General features: G+C 63.6%; 13 protein-coding genes and 1 pseudogene. All 14 read left to right on the forward strand.

Annotated elements, in window-relative coordinates; all coding sequences use genetic code 11:
• Positions 1-161: 161 nt before the first annotated feature.
• On the forward strand, positions 162-1,601 hold the full coding sequence (locus BM388_RS18120) for an SrfA family protein (RefSeq protein WP_089851014.1): 1,440 nt from the start codon (positions 162-164) through the stop codon (positions 1,599-1,601).
• A gap of 18 nt (positions 1,602-1,619) precedes the next feature.
• Positions 1,620-4,685 (forward strand): virulence factor SrfB, encoded by a 3,066-nt coding sequence (locus BM388_RS13455; protein ID WP_089851017.1) that lies wholly within the window; start codon positions 1,620-1,622, stop codon positions 4,683-4,685.
• Positions 4,682-7,408, forward strand: a complete 2,727-nt coding sequence (locus BM388_RS13460) for a putative virulence factor (protein ID WP_089851019.1) — start codon at positions 4,682-4,684, stop codon at positions 7,406-7,408. The genes BM388_RS13455 and BM388_RS13460 overlap by 4 nt, the downstream gene beginning before the upstream one ends.
• The gene (locus BM388_RS13465) at positions 7,401-8,633 is read left to right on the forward strand and encodes a hypothetical protein (RefSeq protein ID WP_089851021.1); all 1,233 of its coding nucleotides are present in this window, start codon (positions 7,401-7,403) and stop codon (positions 8,631-8,633) included. Before BM388_RS13460 ends, BM388_RS13465 begins: the two co-directional genes overlap by 8 nt.
• Positions 8,630-10,600, forward strand: a complete 1,971-nt coding sequence (locus tag BM388_RS13470) for a vWA domain-containing protein (protein ID WP_089851023.1) — start codon at positions 8,630-8,632, stop codon at positions 10,598-10,600. The genes BM388_RS13465 and BM388_RS13470 overlap by 4 nt, the downstream gene beginning before the upstream one ends.
• Positions 10,601-10,677: 77 nt before the next feature.
• Positions 10,678-11,304 (forward strand): ABC transporter ATP-binding protein, encoded by a 627-nt coding sequence (locus BM388_RS13475; protein ID WP_245781553.1) that lies wholly within the window; start codon positions 10,678-10,680, stop codon positions 11,302-11,304.
• Positions 11,288-12,511, forward strand: a complete 1,224-nt coding sequence (locus BM388_RS13480) for an ABC transporter permease (RefSeq protein ID WP_089851027.1) — start codon at positions 11,288-11,290, stop codon at positions 12,509-12,511. Before BM388_RS13475 ends, BM388_RS13480 begins: the two co-directional genes overlap by 17 nt.
• A complete protein-coding gene (locus BM388_RS13485) occupies positions 12,501-14,081 on the forward strand; it encodes a formylglycine-generating enzyme family protein (protein ID WP_245781554.1) in 1,581 nt (526 codons plus the stop codon). The genes BM388_RS13480 and BM388_RS13485 overlap by 11 nt, the downstream gene beginning before the upstream one ends.
• A 31-nt stretch (positions 14,082-14,112) precedes the next feature.
• On the forward strand, positions 14,113-14,847 hold the full coding sequence (locus BM388_RS13490) for a hypothetical protein (RefSeq protein ID WP_089851029.1): 735 nt from the start codon (positions 14,113-14,115) through the stop codon (positions 14,845-14,847).
• 11 nt (positions 14,848-14,858) lie between these two features.
• Positions 14,859-15,359 carry a hypothetical protein gene (locus tag BM388_RS13495; RefSeq protein WP_089851031.1) on the forward strand — a complete coding sequence of 167 codons (501 nt, stop codon included), beginning with the start codon at positions 14,859-14,861 and terminating at the stop codon, positions 15,357-15,359.
• Between the two features lie 36 nt (positions 15,360-15,395).
• Positions 15,396-16,412, forward strand: a complete 1,017-nt coding sequence (locus BM388_RS13500; RefSeq protein ID WP_089851034.1) for a hypothetical protein — start codon at positions 15,396-15,398, stop codon at positions 16,410-16,412.
• A gap of 97 nt (positions 16,413-16,509) precedes the next feature.
• Entirely contained in the window at positions 16,510-16,956 is a 447-nt protein-coding gene (locus BM388_RS13505; protein ID WP_089851036.1) for a hypothetical protein, read from the forward strand.
• 233 nt (positions 16,957-17,189) lie between these two features.
• Positions 17,190-18,014, forward strand: a complete 825-nt coding sequence (locus BM388_RS13510) for a DUF2628 domain-containing protein (protein ID WP_089851038.1) — start codon at positions 17,190-17,192, stop codon at positions 18,012-18,014.
• Positions 18,015-18,489: 475 nt separating this feature from the next.
• Positions 18,490-18,737: pseudogene (locus BM388_RS13520) on the forward strand (IS481 family transposase); the annotation flags it as partial.

Raw genomic sequence — 18,737 nt, forward strand, 5'->3', positions numbered from 1 at the left:
TCGGCCGATGAATACGCAAGGGATGGCATAGCAAGTGCAAGGAGCCCACGGGTAGCGTCTGGCGCAAGGAATGCCGCCAGCCCGAGCTCTTCCTATGACACCTGGCAACTCTACATCCTGCGACAGATACGCAGGTGGCCATGTCAGAGGGAGAGGCCAGCATGTCCGCAATTCTGCTGCATAGCGGCAAGATAGAGCAGTTCCGAGCCTTGGGCGAGACTGGCCAACCGGCCTATCACTCCGCGCTTCAGCTACGCAAAGTCATTTCACGTCGCCTCAGCGGCCGAGAGAGACATCTTGCCATCCCCCAGCGCGACCAGCAGGGGGAAGGTGTCGACTGGTACAGCGGCATACCTGGCGACGTGGTGCCCTGGCGAAGCGCTACCGAAGGCGAGCGCGAGGACGCCCGGATCCAGCTGGAGGCCTTCCGCAAGGAAATCCTGGCCGTCGAGCCACCCGCCGAGGGGCAGTCAGGCGACCATGAGGTCTTCACCCGGCTGGTCAAGTGGGTGTGCCACTTTCCCGACGAGAATTTCGTCTACCTGGTGGACGGCACACCGGTCATGACGTTTTGGGGATTCACCCATCCGGACACCGACCGCCATGCCAATCCGCTGCAGTGCCTCTACCCTTCGGCCTCACCGGAGCCGGCCCACGTGTCGCCAGTACCGCTGGTAAGCTCCCAGGCCTCACCGGAACCCGACTCGATCGCCGCCCCCGTGGCACTGCCCTGGTGGCGCCGCTGGTGGTGGTGGCTGTTGCTGGCACTCGCCGTTGGCTTGCTGCTGTTCGGCATCAAGGCCTGCACCTCATTCGCCGCCCCCGATCTCGCGCCCCCTTCACTGGAAGGCGGTGATACCTCCGCTTCTTTTCCCCAGTCGCTATGGAGTGGCCGGAATATCTGGCCCTTCAACCTCTGGAGCTCCGACACACCGTCGCTGCAGGTTGCCCCCTCCCTGGAGCTGAACGGTGGCATGGCCATGTCTGGCCTCGGTGAGGGAGGGCTTCCCGAGACGGGCTTGCCGACCGTACTGCTGCCGGACATGCCGGAGCTGGACACTGGCTTGTCGAGCAACGAGCCGGCGCTGCCAGCGAACGTGCCGGTGCCAGACACCACCCCGGATGCCCCGGGGCTCCGGGATGACGTGCTGCCTCCCGAGATCCCTCTGGAAGGCCAGGCCACGCCGCCGCTCCCCGCGGCCTCCGCTCCCGCAGACCTCTCCGCCATGGAGCCCCTCTCCTTGCCGACCGATGCCCCAGATGGTTCGGCCGAGTTTCTCGATGGGAACTGGCGGGGGGCCGGGGTGATGGATAGCCAGAACGGCCGCCCGCTCCAGGTGACCTACGTGTTCGAGCATGGCGAGGGACATATGTACATCCAGCGGGGCGGCCGCGACGGCGTGACCTGTGCCGGCCCTGTGACCGCCACCATGCAGGGTGGAACGTTGCAGGTAGAGGCACAGCAAAAGGCCCGGTGCGAGGACGGCAGCCACTACGAGATGCCGCGGATGCAATGCCTTCAGGCGAACGGTCAGAGAGCCAGCTGTTCCGTCGGCTACGACGACGCCTTCTTCCCGATGCAGCTACGGAAAGCCAGCTAACAGGACAGTGAAAGCACCATGTTGACTGAGATCATCAATTTCGAAGAGGTGGCCACCCTGGTCAGCCACTCTGGAGTCCAGTTCATGGACTTCGGCCTGACACTGGACCCACGCAAGGAACCCGCTGGCGAATTCAAGTACCTCGCCAATACCGACAAGATGCCGACTCGACTGCTGGTCAATGAGGAAGACGGCTCACTGTTCCACGTGGTGGAAGTCGAGGCGGATAGAGACAAGATCGAGACGGTCAAGCAGCCAGATCTCGAGATGGCCATGAGCACCAGCCTCGAACAACTGGATGGCGCCTGGCTGCCGGTTCCCTTCCTGCGCTTCCGCCCCCCGCGGAAATTCGATGCAGGGCCCGCTAACTGGGCACGCATGCGCCTCGTGGCACTCCAGGAGCCCGATCTCGACGGTCATACTCACCGCCTGACGCTGGCCTTCGATACCCGCACCCTGCCGCGCCGGGACAACACCGCCTATCTCGGCCCCACCGACGACGACGTCAGGGCCGGGGCCAACTATCGCCTGGCCACCACGACCACCAACATGCGCTGGTTTATGGATCAGCCCTGGGTCAGGGAGTGGCTCGAGGAACTATTCAAGGAGGCCAATCAGGGACTGGATAGTCAGGAGATGGGCGAGGCGCTCGAGGAGCGACAGCACCTCGCCCACTATCTCAACGTGCTGAGCCTGCTGCACCGACCCATCGAAGAGGAGCACAGAGGGCTCACCCCGCGCGTCGAGATTCCCGACCTCAAGGTGATCGCCCAACAGGAGGGCGCCATCCCGGTCGACCTGGTGCTGGACGTGGGCAACTCGCGTACCTGCGGCATCCTGATCGAGGACCACGGCCAATCGGGCATGGGCCTGAAGCACAACTATCTGCTGGAGCTGCGCGACCTGGTCGACCCGGAGCGGGTCTATCGCGACCCCTTCGAGAGCCGCGTCGAGTTCTCCCAAACGTTCTTCGGCAAGGATCACCTGTCGGTCAAGAGCGGCCGCCATGATGCCTTCCTGTGGCCAACCATCGCCCGTGTCGGAGTCGAGGCGGGACACCTGGCAGGGCGCCGGCGCGGCACCGAGGGCTCCACCGGTCTCTCGAGCCCCAAGCGCTATCTATGGGACGAAGATATCTATCGCCATGGATGGCGCTTCAACAGCGCCTATGTGCGCACCGACACCGAACCCCATGCGACGGCGGCACCTTTCTCGCACCTGATCAACGAGCTGGGGGATGCGCTTTATACGCTGGAGGAGGACGAGCAGCTTCCGGTCTTCAAGCCCCACTATTCGCGCAGTTCGCTGATGACCTTCATGCTGGCCGAAGTGCTCGCCCAGGCGCTGATGCAGATGAACAGCCCCGCTCAGCGCGTTCGGCAGGGACACACCCATCGCCCTCGACAGCTGCGCTCGATCACCCTGACCGTGCCGCCGGCCATGCCGCAGGCGGAGCGAAGCCTGCTCGAGTCGCGCCTTCAACAGTCGGTGGCGCTGGTCTGGAAAAGCCTCGGCTGGCATGAAGATGACGATGAGAGCAACCCGTTCGAGGCGGACAACGACGGCTCACTGCGCGTGCCGATGCCGCGACTTCGCGTGGAATGGGACGAAGCCTCCTGCGGCCAGCTGGTCTATCTGTATACCGAGATCAAGGAAAACTTTGCCGGCCATCCGGAGGAGTTCTTCACCACTCTGGCCCGGCCCGGCAAGGCTCGAGACGAACGCATCACCCTCGCCAGCATCGATATCGGCGGCGGCACCACCGATCTGGTGATTACCGATTACTACCTCGACCGCAACGGCGCCGCGAGCGGCGGCAGCAACGTCTTCGTGGTTCCCGAGCAACGTTTTCGCGACGGTTTCCGCGTCGCCGGCGACGACATCCTGCTCGACATCATCCAGCTATTCGTACTGCCGAGCTTCGAGGCGGCCCTCAAGCAGGCCGGAGTGAGCTCGCCCGATGCCATGATGTCGCGGCTCTGCGGTCAAGAGGGGGCCAATGCTCAGGAGCAAGTGCTGCGTCAGCAGCTCAACCTGCAGGTCTTCACGCCCCTGGGACTAAGACTGCTGGAGGCCTACGAGACATTCGATCCCCAGAGCCCCGACGGCCCCGAAACGCTCACCTATGGCGAACGCCTCGGCGACCAGGCCGTCAGCGAGCCGGTGCGCCGCTACGTCGAGGGCGCGCTGCGGCGCGAGCTCGGGCCAGAGCTCGAGTTTGACCTGCTGAGCATCCCGCTAACCATCAATCTGCTCGAAGTGCACCGCGCCTTCCTGACGGATCGTTTCAACATCTGCAAGACCCTGGCCTCGCTGTGCGAAGTGGTGTTCCAGTACCACTGCGACACCCTGCTGATCACCGGGCGGCCGTCGCGTCTGCCCGGAATCCAGGCCTATCTGCGCAAGATGCTGCCGCTACCTCCGGGGCGTATCCTGCCGCTGCAGGGGTATCGTACCGGCAGCTGGTACCCCTTCCATCGCAACGGACGCATCGACGACCCCAAGAGCACTGCCTCCGTGGGCGCCATGCTCTGCCTGCTGTGCGCCCAGCGCAATGTTTCCAACTTCTTCTTCCGGGCAGCGGCGCTGCGACCCTACTCGACCATTCGTCATATCGGCCTGATCGATAACAACAACACCATTCCCGACGCAGACGTGACGTATCGCGATATCACCATCGGCGAGGACGGCACCACCATCCAGTTGCCGGAAGACGAAGACGGCAACACTCCCAGCATCGAGATGCGTGGACCGCTGAGAATAGGCTTCCGCCAGCTGGCAGCCCAGCGCTGGACGGCATCGCCGCTCTATACCCTGGACTTCACCGCCTCGGGTGCCGAAAAGCTCGCCAAGGCGGAGGCCAAGGGAGATTCGGCACCGGTGCTGAGGGTGCAGCTGGCCGTCGATGAGCGAGCCGGAAAAGGCAGCTTGATCAGCGATCGTCTCAAGGTCGCCCGGGTCGAGACCGACGGCAACACCGGCTTCACGTCGAGTCACCTCAAGCTGCAGCTCAACACCCTCAACGATGCCGGTCTGGGCGATACCAACTACTGGCTGGACAGCGGGAGCGTGAAGCGCACATGAACCAGTTGACCCCCCAACAACAGCGACTCAGCGAAGGCTGGCAGGCCTTTCATCAAGGGGCCGGGGCGGCCCTGGAATGGATCGAGGCGGTACGCGACAGCGCTCCGAGCCTCGACAGCGAGGCGGATAGTCTCGGCCTGGCGCTCTATCGCGCTCGCAACCTTGCGCAGAGCCTGTCGCGCGCCGCCACCACCCCCATGACGGTGGGTTTCTTCGGCCTCTCCCAAGCGGGCAAGTCCTACCTGATCTCGGCGCTCGCCGCCGGCGAGAATGGCAAGCTGGAAACCTGCTATGGCCCCGCCCGCCTGGACTTCATCGAGCACGTCAATCCGGTGGGAGGCGGCAAGGAAGCAACCGGCCTGGTCACCCGGTTCAGCCGCAGCGCCGGCTCCGGCCCCGCGGACTTTCCCGTCGAGCTCAAGCTGTTCAGCGAGATCGAGGTGGCCAAGGTGCTGGCCAACGCCTGGTTCAATGACTTCGATCACGAGCGTGAAGACGTCTACGAGATCGATGAAGGCAAGATCGCGAGCCTCCTGGCCGCCCACGAAAGCGAACTCAGGGATACTCCGCAGCCCGGCGTCACGCCCGAAGACATGGTAGATCTGTGGGACTACCTCGAGGCCAACTTTCCCAAGTCGGTTGCCAAGCTGAAGAGCCGCTATTGGCCGCGGGTAGTGAAGCTGGCACCGCGCCTGAACAGCCACCAGCGAGCGGACTTGCTCTCCATCCTGTGGGGTGAGCAGCCCGAGCTGACCCAGCTTTATCGTCAGCTGGCAAAGGCGCTCGGCTCGCTGGGTCACGCCGACCGGGTCTTCGCCCCGCTTCGTTGCCTGGTGACCCGTGATGGTGATGGGTTCAGCCAGCGCGACAGCATCATGAACGTGGACATCCTCGAGAGGCTGGGCAGCGCTCAGGATAAGCCACTGGATGTCTGTCCCGTCCAGGACGCGGAGCTCGGCGATCCCGTCGGCCTACCCGTCGCCCAGCTCGCCGCCCTGACCGCCGAACTGACCTTCCCTCTGGTGGAGCCCACCCGTGATCCGCGGGTAGAGCAGGTCGATCTGCTCGACTTCCCAGGCTATCGCGGCCGCCTGAACCTGCGCAGCATCGGCGAACCCGACAGTCAGGCAGGTCTCTCCCAGCTGCTGCTACGCGGCAAGGTTGCCTACCTTTTCGAGCGCTATACCGACAGCCAGGAGATGAACGGCCTGGTGGTATGCACCAGCGCCGACAAGCAGAGCGACGTTACCAGCGTCGGCCCGGTGCTGACACGCTGGATCGAGAAGACTCAGGGCGAAACCCCCGATGAGCGCGGCCAGCTCGCACCGGGGCTGATCTGGGCGCTGACCATGTTCGACAAGCGAATCGTCGGCGCCCTGCCACAGACCGACAGTCAGCTTCACGAGGGCTGGGAGGGCCTGATCAAGATGACCATGCTCGAACGCTTCGGCAGCTTCGAGTGGATGCGGGAGTGGTCCCCCGGCCAGGCCTTCGACAACACCTTCTTGGTGCGCAAACCGCGACTGCCGGTGCCCTTCCTGACCAGCGAGCAGGGTCGCGAGGTCGCCTTGAACGAGGATTCCCGCGACGCCCTAGCGCGCATGCAGGCCACCTTCATCGAGAGTCCCTCGGTGCAGCGCCATGTGGGCCAGCCGGCCGAAGCCTGGCAGGCCATGCTGGCACTGGACGACGGGGGCATGGCGCGCATCGGCGACTATCTGGGTCGCATCGCCGGGCTCGAGTACAAGCTGGACCGCATCGAGCGCCAGCTCGAAGACACCCATCAGGCCCTGATCATCGACCGCCTGACCCGCTGGCACTTCGGTGACGCCGATGGGGAAGTCGCGGAGAAGCGCGAGATCGCGACCCGCTTCTGGAAAGAGCTGCAGACACGCCTCGCGTCGCTTGGCGAGCTGCAGTATCACCTCGAGCTGTCCGACGAGACGGTCCGCGACCTCTATCTCAGTGATAGCGAGGACAGCTTGGCGCCCGAGCCCCGGGGCCAGGAAGACGCGGCCTCACCGCTCGACGATGGCGGGCTCTATGGCAGCAGCGGCTTCGGACTCGATGACGGCCTCGGGGAGTTGCCCTTCGGTGACGGCCCCGATGACGCGTTCCCGGTTACCAGCCAGGCACCCACGCCGATCTTGCAAAGCGCCGATCACCGTTTCGCTCGGGCCGTCTACAACGCCTGGGTGGGTCACGTCCGAGAACTTCCCCAGCGCCATGGGCTGCTGCGCATGCTCGGCATCGATCGCGACCTGGCTAAGCACCTCGCCGACGAGCTGATCACCGGTGCGAGCAGAATGGGGGTGCGCGAAAAGCTACAGGAGGCCCTGCTGCAGCGGGTACAGAGTGGTGCGCGGCGCGACCGACTGGTGGCCCGTCAGGTGCTGGCCGCTCAGCTGGTGCTGCGGGACTACATTGCCTGGCTGGGTTTCCACCACGCTCCGGTGGAACAGCGCCCGATCAGTTTCGTCGGCGCCAAGACGCATCTGTTCGGCTACGAGCGTCACCAGGTGTCGAGTGGCGAGCTGCCTCAGCTGCCGAGCCAGCCGGTCAACCAGGCCGTGGTCTATCTCGGCGACTGGCTCTCGGGCCTGTTCCTCATGACCCGAGACAACGCCGGCCACACCGAGGGGCGTGAAATCACCATCGAACAGAACGAGCGTCTCGGCGAGGTGCTGGAGATGTTCGCCGTCAAGGAGAAGGCGAATGCGTAAGGTCGAACTGCGACCCCTGGAGACCAACCAGCCTGGATACGCCCGGCTGGTCCTCATCGGCTGGCAAGGACCCAGCGAGGGACTGTCGGTGGATATCCAGCGCAACCAGGATGAGAACTTCCTGCAGGATGACGGCGAATGGCGCAATCACGCCTGCCAGTTCCCGCTGCCCCCGCTTCAGGCCGACGTCGACGGTAACCTGGCCGCGATAGTCGACCGCCAGATCGTCGATCCCCTGCTGGAAAATCCTCATGCCACCAACATGGCAAGGCTCCATGGAGCGGATGGCATCGAGCTCGGCATGGCCCGCATCCGACTCTCGCGCGACCTGCTGCCCTCCGGTGCCGGTGGCAGCACCCCATCGCTGAATACCGTGGCCACGCCGAACGCCGCCGAACCGACACCCGAGCCCGAGGCGACACCCGACAAGCCCGCCCCGACCGAGCCCGCCCCGACCGAGCCGGAACCGACCGAGCCGGAACCGATCGAGCCGCAACCGGACGAGCCGAAACCGGCCGAGCCGACTCCGACGCCAGCAGCGACCCCGGAGCCCACTGCCCCTGCCGTCACCACCGGCAAGGGCAAGCGCTGGCCGTGGATCGTACTGGCCGTCGTGTTGCTGATTGCCATCCTGGGCGCTGCCGCCTGGTTCGGCATGTCGATGCGCGACGCGGACGATGCCGTCGTCGAGAGTGACGCACCGGCAGAAAGCACAGCCGCCAACGACGAGCCCCTGGCAGACAGCGAGATAGCGGACCCGGAAGAGACACCCGACCCGCTGAATGAGGACACCGCTGCCGAGCAGGCCACCGAGGAGCGTCGCAGCGACGATCCAGCACCGGCCGAGCCAGCCCCGAGCGAGGCCAGCACGGCGGCCGCCGGCCCTTGCTCGCTGCAGCGCATGGGTGAGATGGGTGAACTGGAGTTCATTCAGGCATGCACCGGCGCCGAGAACTCGGGCGATGACATGCTCAACGTGGTGAACGAAGCCCTGGCGAACGACCACTGCGGCGTTGCGCGACGCCTCTATGCGCATCGTGCCCTCAACGGTGACGCCGACGCTGCGCTGAACTATGCCCAGGAATTCGACCCCGCTCAGCACTCGCCCAGCACCTGCTTCCCCGAGCCTGACGCGGAAACGGCCATCTTCTGGTATGAAACCGCACTTGGCCTCGATGCCGACAACGCAGAGGCCAGCCAGCGGCTGCAGGAGTTGCAGGGATGACACCGCGCACGCTACTGCTGAGCCTGACGGCGGCACTGCCGATGGCCTTCGCCGCGACTCCTGCCATGTCCGATGCCCGCCCACTGCTCCAGGAAGGCAAGCAGACGCTCTATCAGCGCGTGCTGACCACCCCAGGCTGCCGGCTCGCCGAACACTCCGGTGGCACAGGGGGCGAGGTGCAGCCCGCCTTCAGCCGCTTCTATGTCTATCAGCGCAGCGAACAGAATGGCGAGCGCTGGCTCGAAGTCGGCCCGGACAGCTACGGCAGCGCCAGCGGCTGGCTACCGGAGTCCTGCACCGTGGACTGGAAGATGCAGCTCACGCTGTCCTTCACCAACCCGGCCAACCGCGACCGCCTGATGTTTTTCGGCGAGCGCGACGGTCTGATGACGGTCTTCGACGACTTCGAGCCCTCCAGTCAGGTCGCCCCACTGCGCGCCCAACTGCGCCGCGACGGTTCCGCACCGGGCATCGTCGCCCAGGAGCCCGAGTACTTCGTCGATCTCCAGGAGCAGTTCTACCTGCTGCCGATCCTGGAAGGCGAGGAGATCATGACGGAAGCGGGCTTCATGACCCGCCTGCTGAGAGTCGCCTCGGTCAGTGAAGCGGAGCAGGGCGAAGCGCCCCAGGCGCCCGACGACGTTGCCGCTCAGCTTCGCGAGTTCAACGCTGGCGTCGTGTTCGTGATCGACTCCACCATTTCCATGGGCCCCTACATCGAACGTACCCGCGAGGCGGTGGAACGGATCTATCAGCGCATCGAGGCTCAGGACCTCGCCGACCAGGTAAGCTTCGGCCTCGTTTCCTACCGTGACAGCGTCGATGCAGCGCCCGGAATCGACTACGTGACTCGCATGTACGCAGACCCGGGCGACGTCGAGGATGGCAGCGACTTCATCACCCGCGTCGCCGACCTTCACGAGGCCCCGGCACCCACCGTGGGCTGGGAAGAGGACGCCTATGCCGGCATGATGCAGGCCATCGATGAGGTCGAGTGGAGCAACTTCGGCGCGCGCTACGTCGTGCTGATTACCGATGCCAGTGCTATCGAAGGCGATAGCGAACGCTCCTCAACCGGGCTCGATGCCGATCAGATCCGCCTCGAGGCGGCTCGCCAAGGCATCGCCGTCTACACCCTGCATCTCAAGACACCGGGTGGCGAGCAGCGTGGCGATCATGCCGTCGCCGAGTCGCAGTACCGAAATCTCTCCACCTTCAGCGGAACCGGCACCTCCCTCTATTACCCGGTGGCAACTGGCGACGTGGCCCTCTTCGGCCAGCGTGTCGATGCCTTGGCCGCCGCCATTACCGATCAGGTTCGCTCCGCCTACCTCGGCGAGGAAGCCATCGGCAGTGCGTTGCACGCCGAGGAGGAACCGGAGGATGCCAGCCAGCAGCGGATGATGGACGACCTGGACATGATCGGTCATGCCATGCGCCTGGCTTATCTCGGCCAGGCCACCGGCAGCCAGGCACCGCCGGTGTTCGAGGCGTGGATCAGCGATCGCGACCTGATCGCCCAGCACGTACCCACCACCGAAGTCCGGGTGCTGCTCACCAAGGGCCAGCTGAGCGATCTGAGCGACGTGGTCAGCAATATCCTCGATGCCGCCAACGCCGGACTGATCTCTCCCTCCGACATGTTCGAGCGGCTGCGTTCGGTGGCTGCTGCCATGGGGGCGGATCCGAACCAGGTGCAGCAGAGCGAGGCCCAGCGCCTGGGTGAGCTGGGGCTGATGGGCGAGTATCTGGACGACCTGCCCTACCAGAGCGAGGTGCTCAACCTCGACGAGGAGACGTGGCTGAGCTGGGATGGCCTGCAGCAGGAACGATTCATCCGTCGCCTGGCCACCAAACTACGCCACTACCGACGCTATAACGAAGACGTGGACCGCTGGGTCTCACTGGCCGAAGGCGCCGATCCTCGCGATGACGTCTATCCCGTGCCCCTTGAAATGATGCCCTGACCGCCATGCTGTCCTTGAGCGATCTTCGCGTTACACGCGGCCGAGGGGCCGGGCGTCATGAGATCCACGTCCCCCGTTTGGCACTTGCTTCCGGTGACATGCTGGCCATCGTGGGTCCCAGCGGCTGCGGTAAAAGCACCCTGCTGGAGGCCCTCGGCCTGCTGCTCCGGCCAAGCGAGCTTGGCCGCTATACGCTCGGCCCGGATGGAACCGACCTGGCGGCACTTCTGCAGGCCAACAACGAGTCCGCCCTCGCCGAGATCCGCTCGCGAGAGTTGGGCTTCCTGCTGCAGAACGGCGGTCTGCTGCCCTTCCTGAGCGTTCGCGACAATATCACCCTGCCTCGCCGCCTGCTCGGTCTGCCGGCGAGCAGCGAACGCGTGCGCCACGCCTGCGTGACGCTGGGCCTCGAGCCTCTTCTCGACAAACGCCCAGGGGCGCTCTCCATCGGTGAGCGCCAACGCACCGCCTTCGTGCGTGCCATGGCCCACGAGCCACGCCTGCTGCTGGCAGACGAACCCACGGCCGCCCTCGACCCGCAGGCCGGCGAACGACTGTTCGGGCTGATCCTCTCGCTGGTCCAGGAGCTCGACATGGCCGCCCTGGTGGTCTCCCACGACCGTTCACTGGTCGCCCAGTTCTCGCTGCCACGGTTGGCGGCCAACCTGACATCAGGAGGATGTCGTTTTGCGCCCGAGCCCTAGCCGCGCCGCACTGATCCTGCGCCTGGCCATTCAGGATCTCTGGCATGATCGCCAGGTCTCGCTGTGCATCGCCGCCGCGCTGGTGGCCGTCATCGCACCACTGCTGCTGCTCTTCGGCCTCAAGCACGGCGTAGTCAGCCAGCTGCAACGTGAGCTGCTCGACGATCCGCGCAATCTGGAAGTGCGCATGCTGACCAGCGGCAGCTACGACGAGGCCTGGTTGGACGACGTACGCGCACTACCGGGCGTCGGCTTCGCCATCGGCCTGACTCGCTCGCTCAACACCCAGGCAGACCTGCTCAAGGATCGCCGACACTTTCTGAAAGGCGTCGAGCTGGTGCCTTCTGCCATCGGCGACCCCCTGCTCGCGGATCTGTCTCGCTACCCGCAAGGGAGCGGAGTGGTGCTCAGCGAGCCGGCCGCGCGCCGACTCGACGTGGCTCCTGGGGAACGGTTGACCCTGGCCGCCAGCCGGCGGCTGGAGGGCCAACAGGAGCGCGGTCGCGTGGAAGTCGAGGTGATCGGCGTGCTCGACGCGGCCCGTTTCCCGCGCCCGGCCGCCTTCATCGATCTGGAGCTGCTGATCGAGCTGGAGCGTTTCCGTGACGGCCATGCCAGCCCGCTGCTGGGCGTCACGAGCGGCGCTCAGCGCGCCGACTATCCCCTGCGCTATGCCCGCGCGCGCATCTTCGCCAGCGAAGGAGAGGCCGTGGCCGGCGTGGTCGAACAACTGGAAGCCCAACGCATCGAGACGGCCAGCCGGCTCGCCGACATCGAGAACGTGCGCGCCATCAACCGAGTCCTCGGACTGATCTTCGGGGTGATCGCCCTCACGGCCCTGGTGGGCTGCCTGGCCTCCATGGCCGGTGCCTTCATGGCCAATATCGACCGCAAGCGACGTGAATATGCCGTGCTTCGCCTGCTTGGCTTGAAGCGCCCGGCCGTGGCGGCCTACGTAGCCGTGCAGGTAGGCCTGCTGAGCCTCATTGCCTTCGTGGCCGGCCTGGGGCTGTTCGCCCTCGGCGCCGCCGTCTTCAACCGTGCCCTCGCCACCAGCCACCTGGCGTCCGGCGTGGTCAGCCATATCACCGCCGCGCATGCCCTCATCGCCCTGGCGCTGACCCTCGGGGTCGCCCTGCTGGTCGCGGCCATCGGCGTGGCGCGCGCCTTCAGCATCCAGCCCGCGGAGAGCCTACGTGAAGCCTGAACTCCATGTCGCCACCCTGCTCGTCACCCTGGCCACCGGCCTGGGCATCACCATGGCGGCCCACGCCCAGCCCGAATGGGATGAGCGGCTCTACAATCCAACGCCTCTGGAAGACGACATCACCCTGCCGATGCCCTGCGGCGGTGCCATGACCTTTCGTCAGGTACACGTGCCGGCCACCGCGCCCCTCGACGACTTCGCGGTACAGATCGGCCAGGACGGCACCGGGTGGGGCTATGTAGAGCAAAGCCGACCCGCCTTCATCTCCGGAAGCTTCACCGGGGAGGAGGGCAGCGCCTCGCGTCACTACCTGCTTGCCAAGTATGAGCTCACCGAGCTGCAGTACGACGCCCTGATGGGTGACGAGTGTCCCGAGCCATCCACCCGCAAGCGCTTTCCCCGTGTGGAGCTGAGCTGGTTCGACGCCATGCAGCTCAGTGACGACTACAACCTTTGGCTGCGCGAACACGCGCCCGAGGCGCTGCCCAGCGAGGATGGCGTTCGCGGCTTCCTGCGACTGCCCACCGAGGTCGAATGGGAATTCGCCGCGCGAGGAGGGCTGGAAGTCAGCACCGCCGAGTATCGCGATACCCGTTATCCCATGCCCGAGGGACTCAATGCCCATGAATGGTTCGCCGGATCTCAGTCCGCCAACGGACGCCTTCAGCTCGCCGGCCTCCTGGCGACGAATCCTCTGGGTCTTCACGACATGCTGGGCAATGCCGGTGAGATGATGTTCGAGCCCTTCCGGCTCAACAAGCTTGACCGACAACACGGCCAGGCCGGTGGCTTCGTGGTTCGTGGCGGCAGCTACCTGACGCCCCGCGAGGACCTGCGCACCGCTCTGCGGGGAGAGGAGCCCTACTACTCCGAGCATCAGAGTCACGACGCCGACGCGGGCACTCGCAGCCGCGCCATCGGGATGCGTTTGGCGCTGGTCGCCCCGACCCTGACCTCCCGGGAACGCATTGCCGCCATCGAGGAAGACTGGGCCGAACTGGGGCTTGGTGAAGAGGAGAGCGACGCCTCTCCGGGCACCGTGTTGCAGCTGGCCGAGCTGGCTTCGGGGGTCGAAGACGAAGCCTTGCAAGAACAGCTGCAGTCGTTGGAACGCGAGTTGCGCGCCAGCAACCAGCGCCAGAAGGAGGCCCGCAACCAGGCCATCCGCGCCAGCCTCAACCTGGGCGCCTTCCTGTGCACCAAGCTCGAGGACGATGGCGTCTTCTTCGACTTTCTGGCCGACAACTACCGACTCAATTGCGCAGGCGATACCCCGGATGCCAGCTGCACCATGCGCCAGACACGCCTGGCCGAACAGGAGCAACGCCTGCAGGGGCTGAGCCGCTACTACGCCAGCAGCCTGGTGGAATCCGCCACGCTCTACGGCCGCGAGTCCATCGCACAGCAGGTCGAGGTATTCGGCGAGATCCTCTCGCGCAACGCCCATTTGAGCGGGCTCGCCCCCTACCTACAGACCTACTGGCAGCACCAGCGCCAGTACCTGGACGAACAGCGCATCACTACCCAGGCCTGGCTGGAAAGCTGCAAGGCCATGGCAAACACCCCATAACCACCAACCGCAATACGCAAGGGAAATCACCATGACGCTGACCGCAACCACCTCTTTCAAGAAGCTGCTGCTGGGGACTGCCGTGGCGAGCGCGCTGCTCCTCACCGGCTGCGCCAGCACCGGCAGCAGCCTGCTGGGCAACCAACAGTCGGCCGATCCGCGGCTGACTCAGGGTAACGATGCTCAGTTCTTCAGCAAGTCGGGCTTTCAGGCCTGCGCGGCCGGCGCCACCGTCGGGGTCATGGGCTGCGTGCTCAGCGGTAGCAGCAACAAGACCGCCTGCGCGGTCACCGCCGGCATCACGGCCTGTGGCGTCGCCATGGGCGCCAACTACTACCTCGACCAGCGTCGTGGCGAGTACGCCTCCACGGAGGAGCGCCTGAACGTCATGAGTCAGGACATTCAGGAAGATACCCAGAAGGTGATCGCACGCACCGAAACCGCTCGCCAGGTCATGGCCGAAGACCGTGCGCGCCTCGAGCACCTCGAGCAGGAGATGGCCGAGCAGCGGCTCGACCAGCAAGCCGCCGAGCGCGAGCTCGCCGCCATCGACAGCAACATCAGCATTCTTCGCCGCGACCTCGGCAACATGCAGCGCACCGTCGAGGAGTACGAGGAGGTCGCCGAGGCGGAGCGCCAGGAAGCCAGCCCGGCGGAAATTCACAAGATCGAGCAGGAAATCGGCACGATGAACGAACGGGTGGTAGCGCTACAGCAGGAGGTCGACGACCTCTATACCATGCGTTCTGCCATCACCCTGGGTTAAAGGAGGCCACCATGAGTGTACGTCTCCTCATCGCCCTGAGCGGGCTCGTCATGCTGGGCGGCTGCGCCACTTCGCCGGAGGCCTGCGATCCCTATAACCGGGACGCCAGCCTGGTGACCAAGCTCGCCTGCGACGCAGGCGGCGGCTACCGGGCCCGCGTCGACGCGGGGGAAAGGCAGGTCAAGCTCGATCAGCAAGAGAATGCGCTGTTTCGCAAGATCGACCGCCAGATCACCGAACAGCAGCGCGCTACTCGCAACGAGCTGCGCGTCACTAATACTCAGCACTACGAGCTGGAGCGTGACCTCCAGGCACTGGTGGCCAAACTGCAGCAGCGCACGCAGGATCAGCTGGGCCTGCAGCATCGACTCAACGAGCTGGAGCGACAGATGGATGCGGGCCCCGGCACATCCGACGCTGAGCCCGAAACACTGGCGCAGCGCCAGGCCCGCTTGGAAGCCCTGCAGCAGCAGGTCAACCGACTGCAGCAAAGCCTGGGCTACACACCGTGACGCCCATGATCGCCGCCACCACCGGGGAGAGCCGACATGCAGCGCATACTGCGTGACGAGGGGCATGTGCTTGTCGATCCGCAGCAGCCTGCGCATCGGCAGGCGCTGATCCATCGCCACTGCCCGCCCAGCATCGGCTACCTCTTCGCCACTCCGCGAGAAGGCCGCAACGGAGGTCTGGAATGGTGGTCGGAGCTGCCCGGCCAGCCTCGCCGCCTGGATGAGCTGGCGGCCAGCGAGCAAGCGGCCCTAGAGGCGCGTCTTTCCCAGCGCCTGGCGGCGCTGGGAGGCCTGATCGCCGAGCTGGAGCGGCGCGGCGACCCGGCGGCGGTGGAATTACGACAGTTGCCGACGGCGGCGGCGCCGGAAACCCTCTATTCGGTTGGCGGTGAACCGCTGCTGATTCGCTGGGTGCCGGTACAGCCGAACACGACGACAACGAGACCGCCAGCGTCTGCAGCGGCAGCGAGCTCCTTGCCGGCTGCCCACGCGGCCAGGCCGCGCAGGCGCTGGCTGCTTCCGGTTGCCCTGCCGTTGCTGCTCGGCCTGGTGCTGCTCGGCCTGTGGCTGCTGTTTCAACACGGGGACCGATACTCGCTGCCCTGGCTGAAAAGCCATCCCCTGACCGCGCAGGAGGCCGGGACGACCGCGCCGCGTGGGGAGCCTGTGCTGGGCACCGGGGATATCCAGATCACCCTGCGCTGGCAGGGAGGCGATGACCTGGACCTGGCCGTTACCGACCCCAGCGGCGACACGGCCTATTTCAGGAATCCCTCTATCCCTTCCGGTGGGCAGCTCGACGTAGACTCCAACGCCGGCTGCACCGGCCACTTCCAGAGTCCCGTTGAGAATATCTTCTGGGATTCCGGTGATAACCCGGAAGGCGTCTATGTGGCCACCGTATCCTTGTACTCGCGTTGCAGCGAGGATCGCGACCCTATTCCCTTCAAACTCTTTATCAGAGTTAACGGTAATACCGAAAAACGAACAGGAACGGTCAACGACCCATCCTCCCCTCAAGCCTTCGAGTTCAGCTTTTCTCAGGATAGATGAGCTCATACCCGCAGCGTGGTGATCCGTACCGCAGGAGAACCTCGCTTTAATGCACCGCAACACAATCCATACCAATCTAACGAACCAAGGATAGGACATGTCTCAACTGAAAAACGATATCGCCCCCGCCCTGCTACCCGCCGTCATCAGCGCCCTGATCGTCTGTATCGTGCGCTTCTTCACCATTCCGTGGAGTATCTGGAAAGGCGCAGCCCTGCGTCTGGCCGACATGCGCAAACGCGATGAGGCCGAAATGAGCGCCTCCAGCCGGTCGGAATTCCCGGTTTTCGACTGGCTGCGAGCGGCCTGGGATGGCCTGATTTTCCTTTCGTGGTTCATTGGCGCCATCGTGAGCCTTCTAACCTTCTTCACCGTCGCATTCAGCCACTATGGCAGCTTGTTTGGCGGTATCTCGTCGATGATCGGCACCCTGATCACCACCTACTTCTCGGTAATTGTCATGTCACTGGCAAAGGAGAGTCTAATCATTATCCTGTCGATTGCGCTGAATGTGGAAAGAATGTCAAAGCACAACCGCACTTGAACATCGAATAAAAAGAACGAGAGACTTTCGACAGGATATGCCTAGTTAAAATGAGAAAAGAAAGAAAAAGCCCCTCGACCTAGGCTACCGACATCCAGAAAACGCCTGCCGGGATAGTAGGCTATTCGGGAAAAACCTCTCAAAAAGTTAGCGGGCAGGCCTTGAAATCATGGTGGCCCGCAGACATCAGCGACAAGAAAAGCAACTACGTTTTCATTAAAGGAGAACATAGCATGGAAGACACAATGAATAGCGAAAAAGACACGCCGCAAGAGCACCTTAGCCAAGCATGGAAAACCAAGTTCGACTTACTCGAGAAGGTTGGCGCCGATCACCGATCCATCTACAAGGCCATGGGCACGCCGGAATACAAGGCATTGGGGTTTCGCGACAAGCAGCGAATCACCTTCAACTTATGGGCGTTCGTATTTGGTCCTCTTTACTACTTCGTCAAGAAAATGTGGGGCAAGGGCCTGTTAATAATAGCCTTGACCTGGTTGCTAGCGACAGCACTCACCCTATTTGAAGTGGCGGTCGGCTTTAGCCTTCCCGGTGTAGTCTACTGGATTCCAAGTGCCGTAATCTGCGCTCAATTTGCCAACCATGACTACTACCGAAAGGTCACCAAGCATGAAACAGCTTGGCCGGCCACTCCCGACTTTTTCACCAAACCCTGGGGACTGGCCATCGCGCCAATTGGGGCTCTGATTCTACTATTCGGGGCTTCTTTATTCACACCCGAGTTCGGTAAAGAGATGGAAAATTACCAACTAGAGGATGTGAGCGGCGTCTGGGTATCAGAGCTAGATAGCACCATGGTACGCGTCGACTTTCTTGACCGAAAGCGAAGCCATCTGACCATTAACGGCGAGCGCGTACCGGTAACCATTACCGAGGTAGACCTTGACAATAGCATCGTGTCTTTTCGCCTCATGCTTAACGGCCAATCTTACATCTGGTCGCTTCGGCAGGTCTTTTATGAAAACAACGAATTCACACTAGAGATGACCTTGCACGACGGCACGCGAGAGCCTTTCGATTTCGTTCGCAACCTCTAGCATCACACCGCTGGCCCGGCACTTGACGATGCCGGGCCAAACCATTTCTTCCCTATATCTAGCCACTTGACTCAGAGAGCCAAACCTCAAGAGAAATAAGAGCACTTATCTTGAAGTTTATTTCAAGCCTCCTGAGCCACAGGAAGAGTCATTCCCACCTTGTTGGATACCTGCTCGACGGTCCCCATACCTACTGACTTCACCTTGAAGCCAGAGCCCACCAACTCCTTGATGTAAAGCTTATTATAAATAAACATAAAAACCAGGTTGCTCAATCCTACCGTTATCAAGGCCAGCAAAAAAATGATTATTGCCCACTTCCAATCACCACGAAACATCGGCGGGAAGAAGCCGAAGAAAAATACCGTCCAAGAGAAGCCTACCTGTAGGATCCCGGATGATCAGATCGCCTATAGAAGTTATCCTCTGCTAGCAGCCAGAGAGCTTCTACAGCAATTCATTCGGGAGCAGGTTCATGGACATCAAGCTGCATAAGCAGGCTACGACGACACCGAAGATCCGTGCCGAGATCCAGGCAGCCCCCTCTAGCATCACGGATAGCGAGTTGGCCCGCCAATACGGCGTCGCCACCGCGACTATCCGGCGTTGGCGGTACCGTGACGATGTCCACGACCGACCGCACACGCGGCACAACCTGCTGGCCACGCTCACGCCCGAACAGGAAGAGGTGCTGATCGCGGCTCGTGAATTCCTTCGCCTTGG

This window comes from Halomonas saccharevitans (genome assembly GCF_900116405.1).
Classification (GTDB): domain Bacteria; phylum Pseudomonadota; class Gammaproteobacteria; order Pseudomonadales; family Halomonadaceae; genus Halomonas; species Halomonas saccharevitans.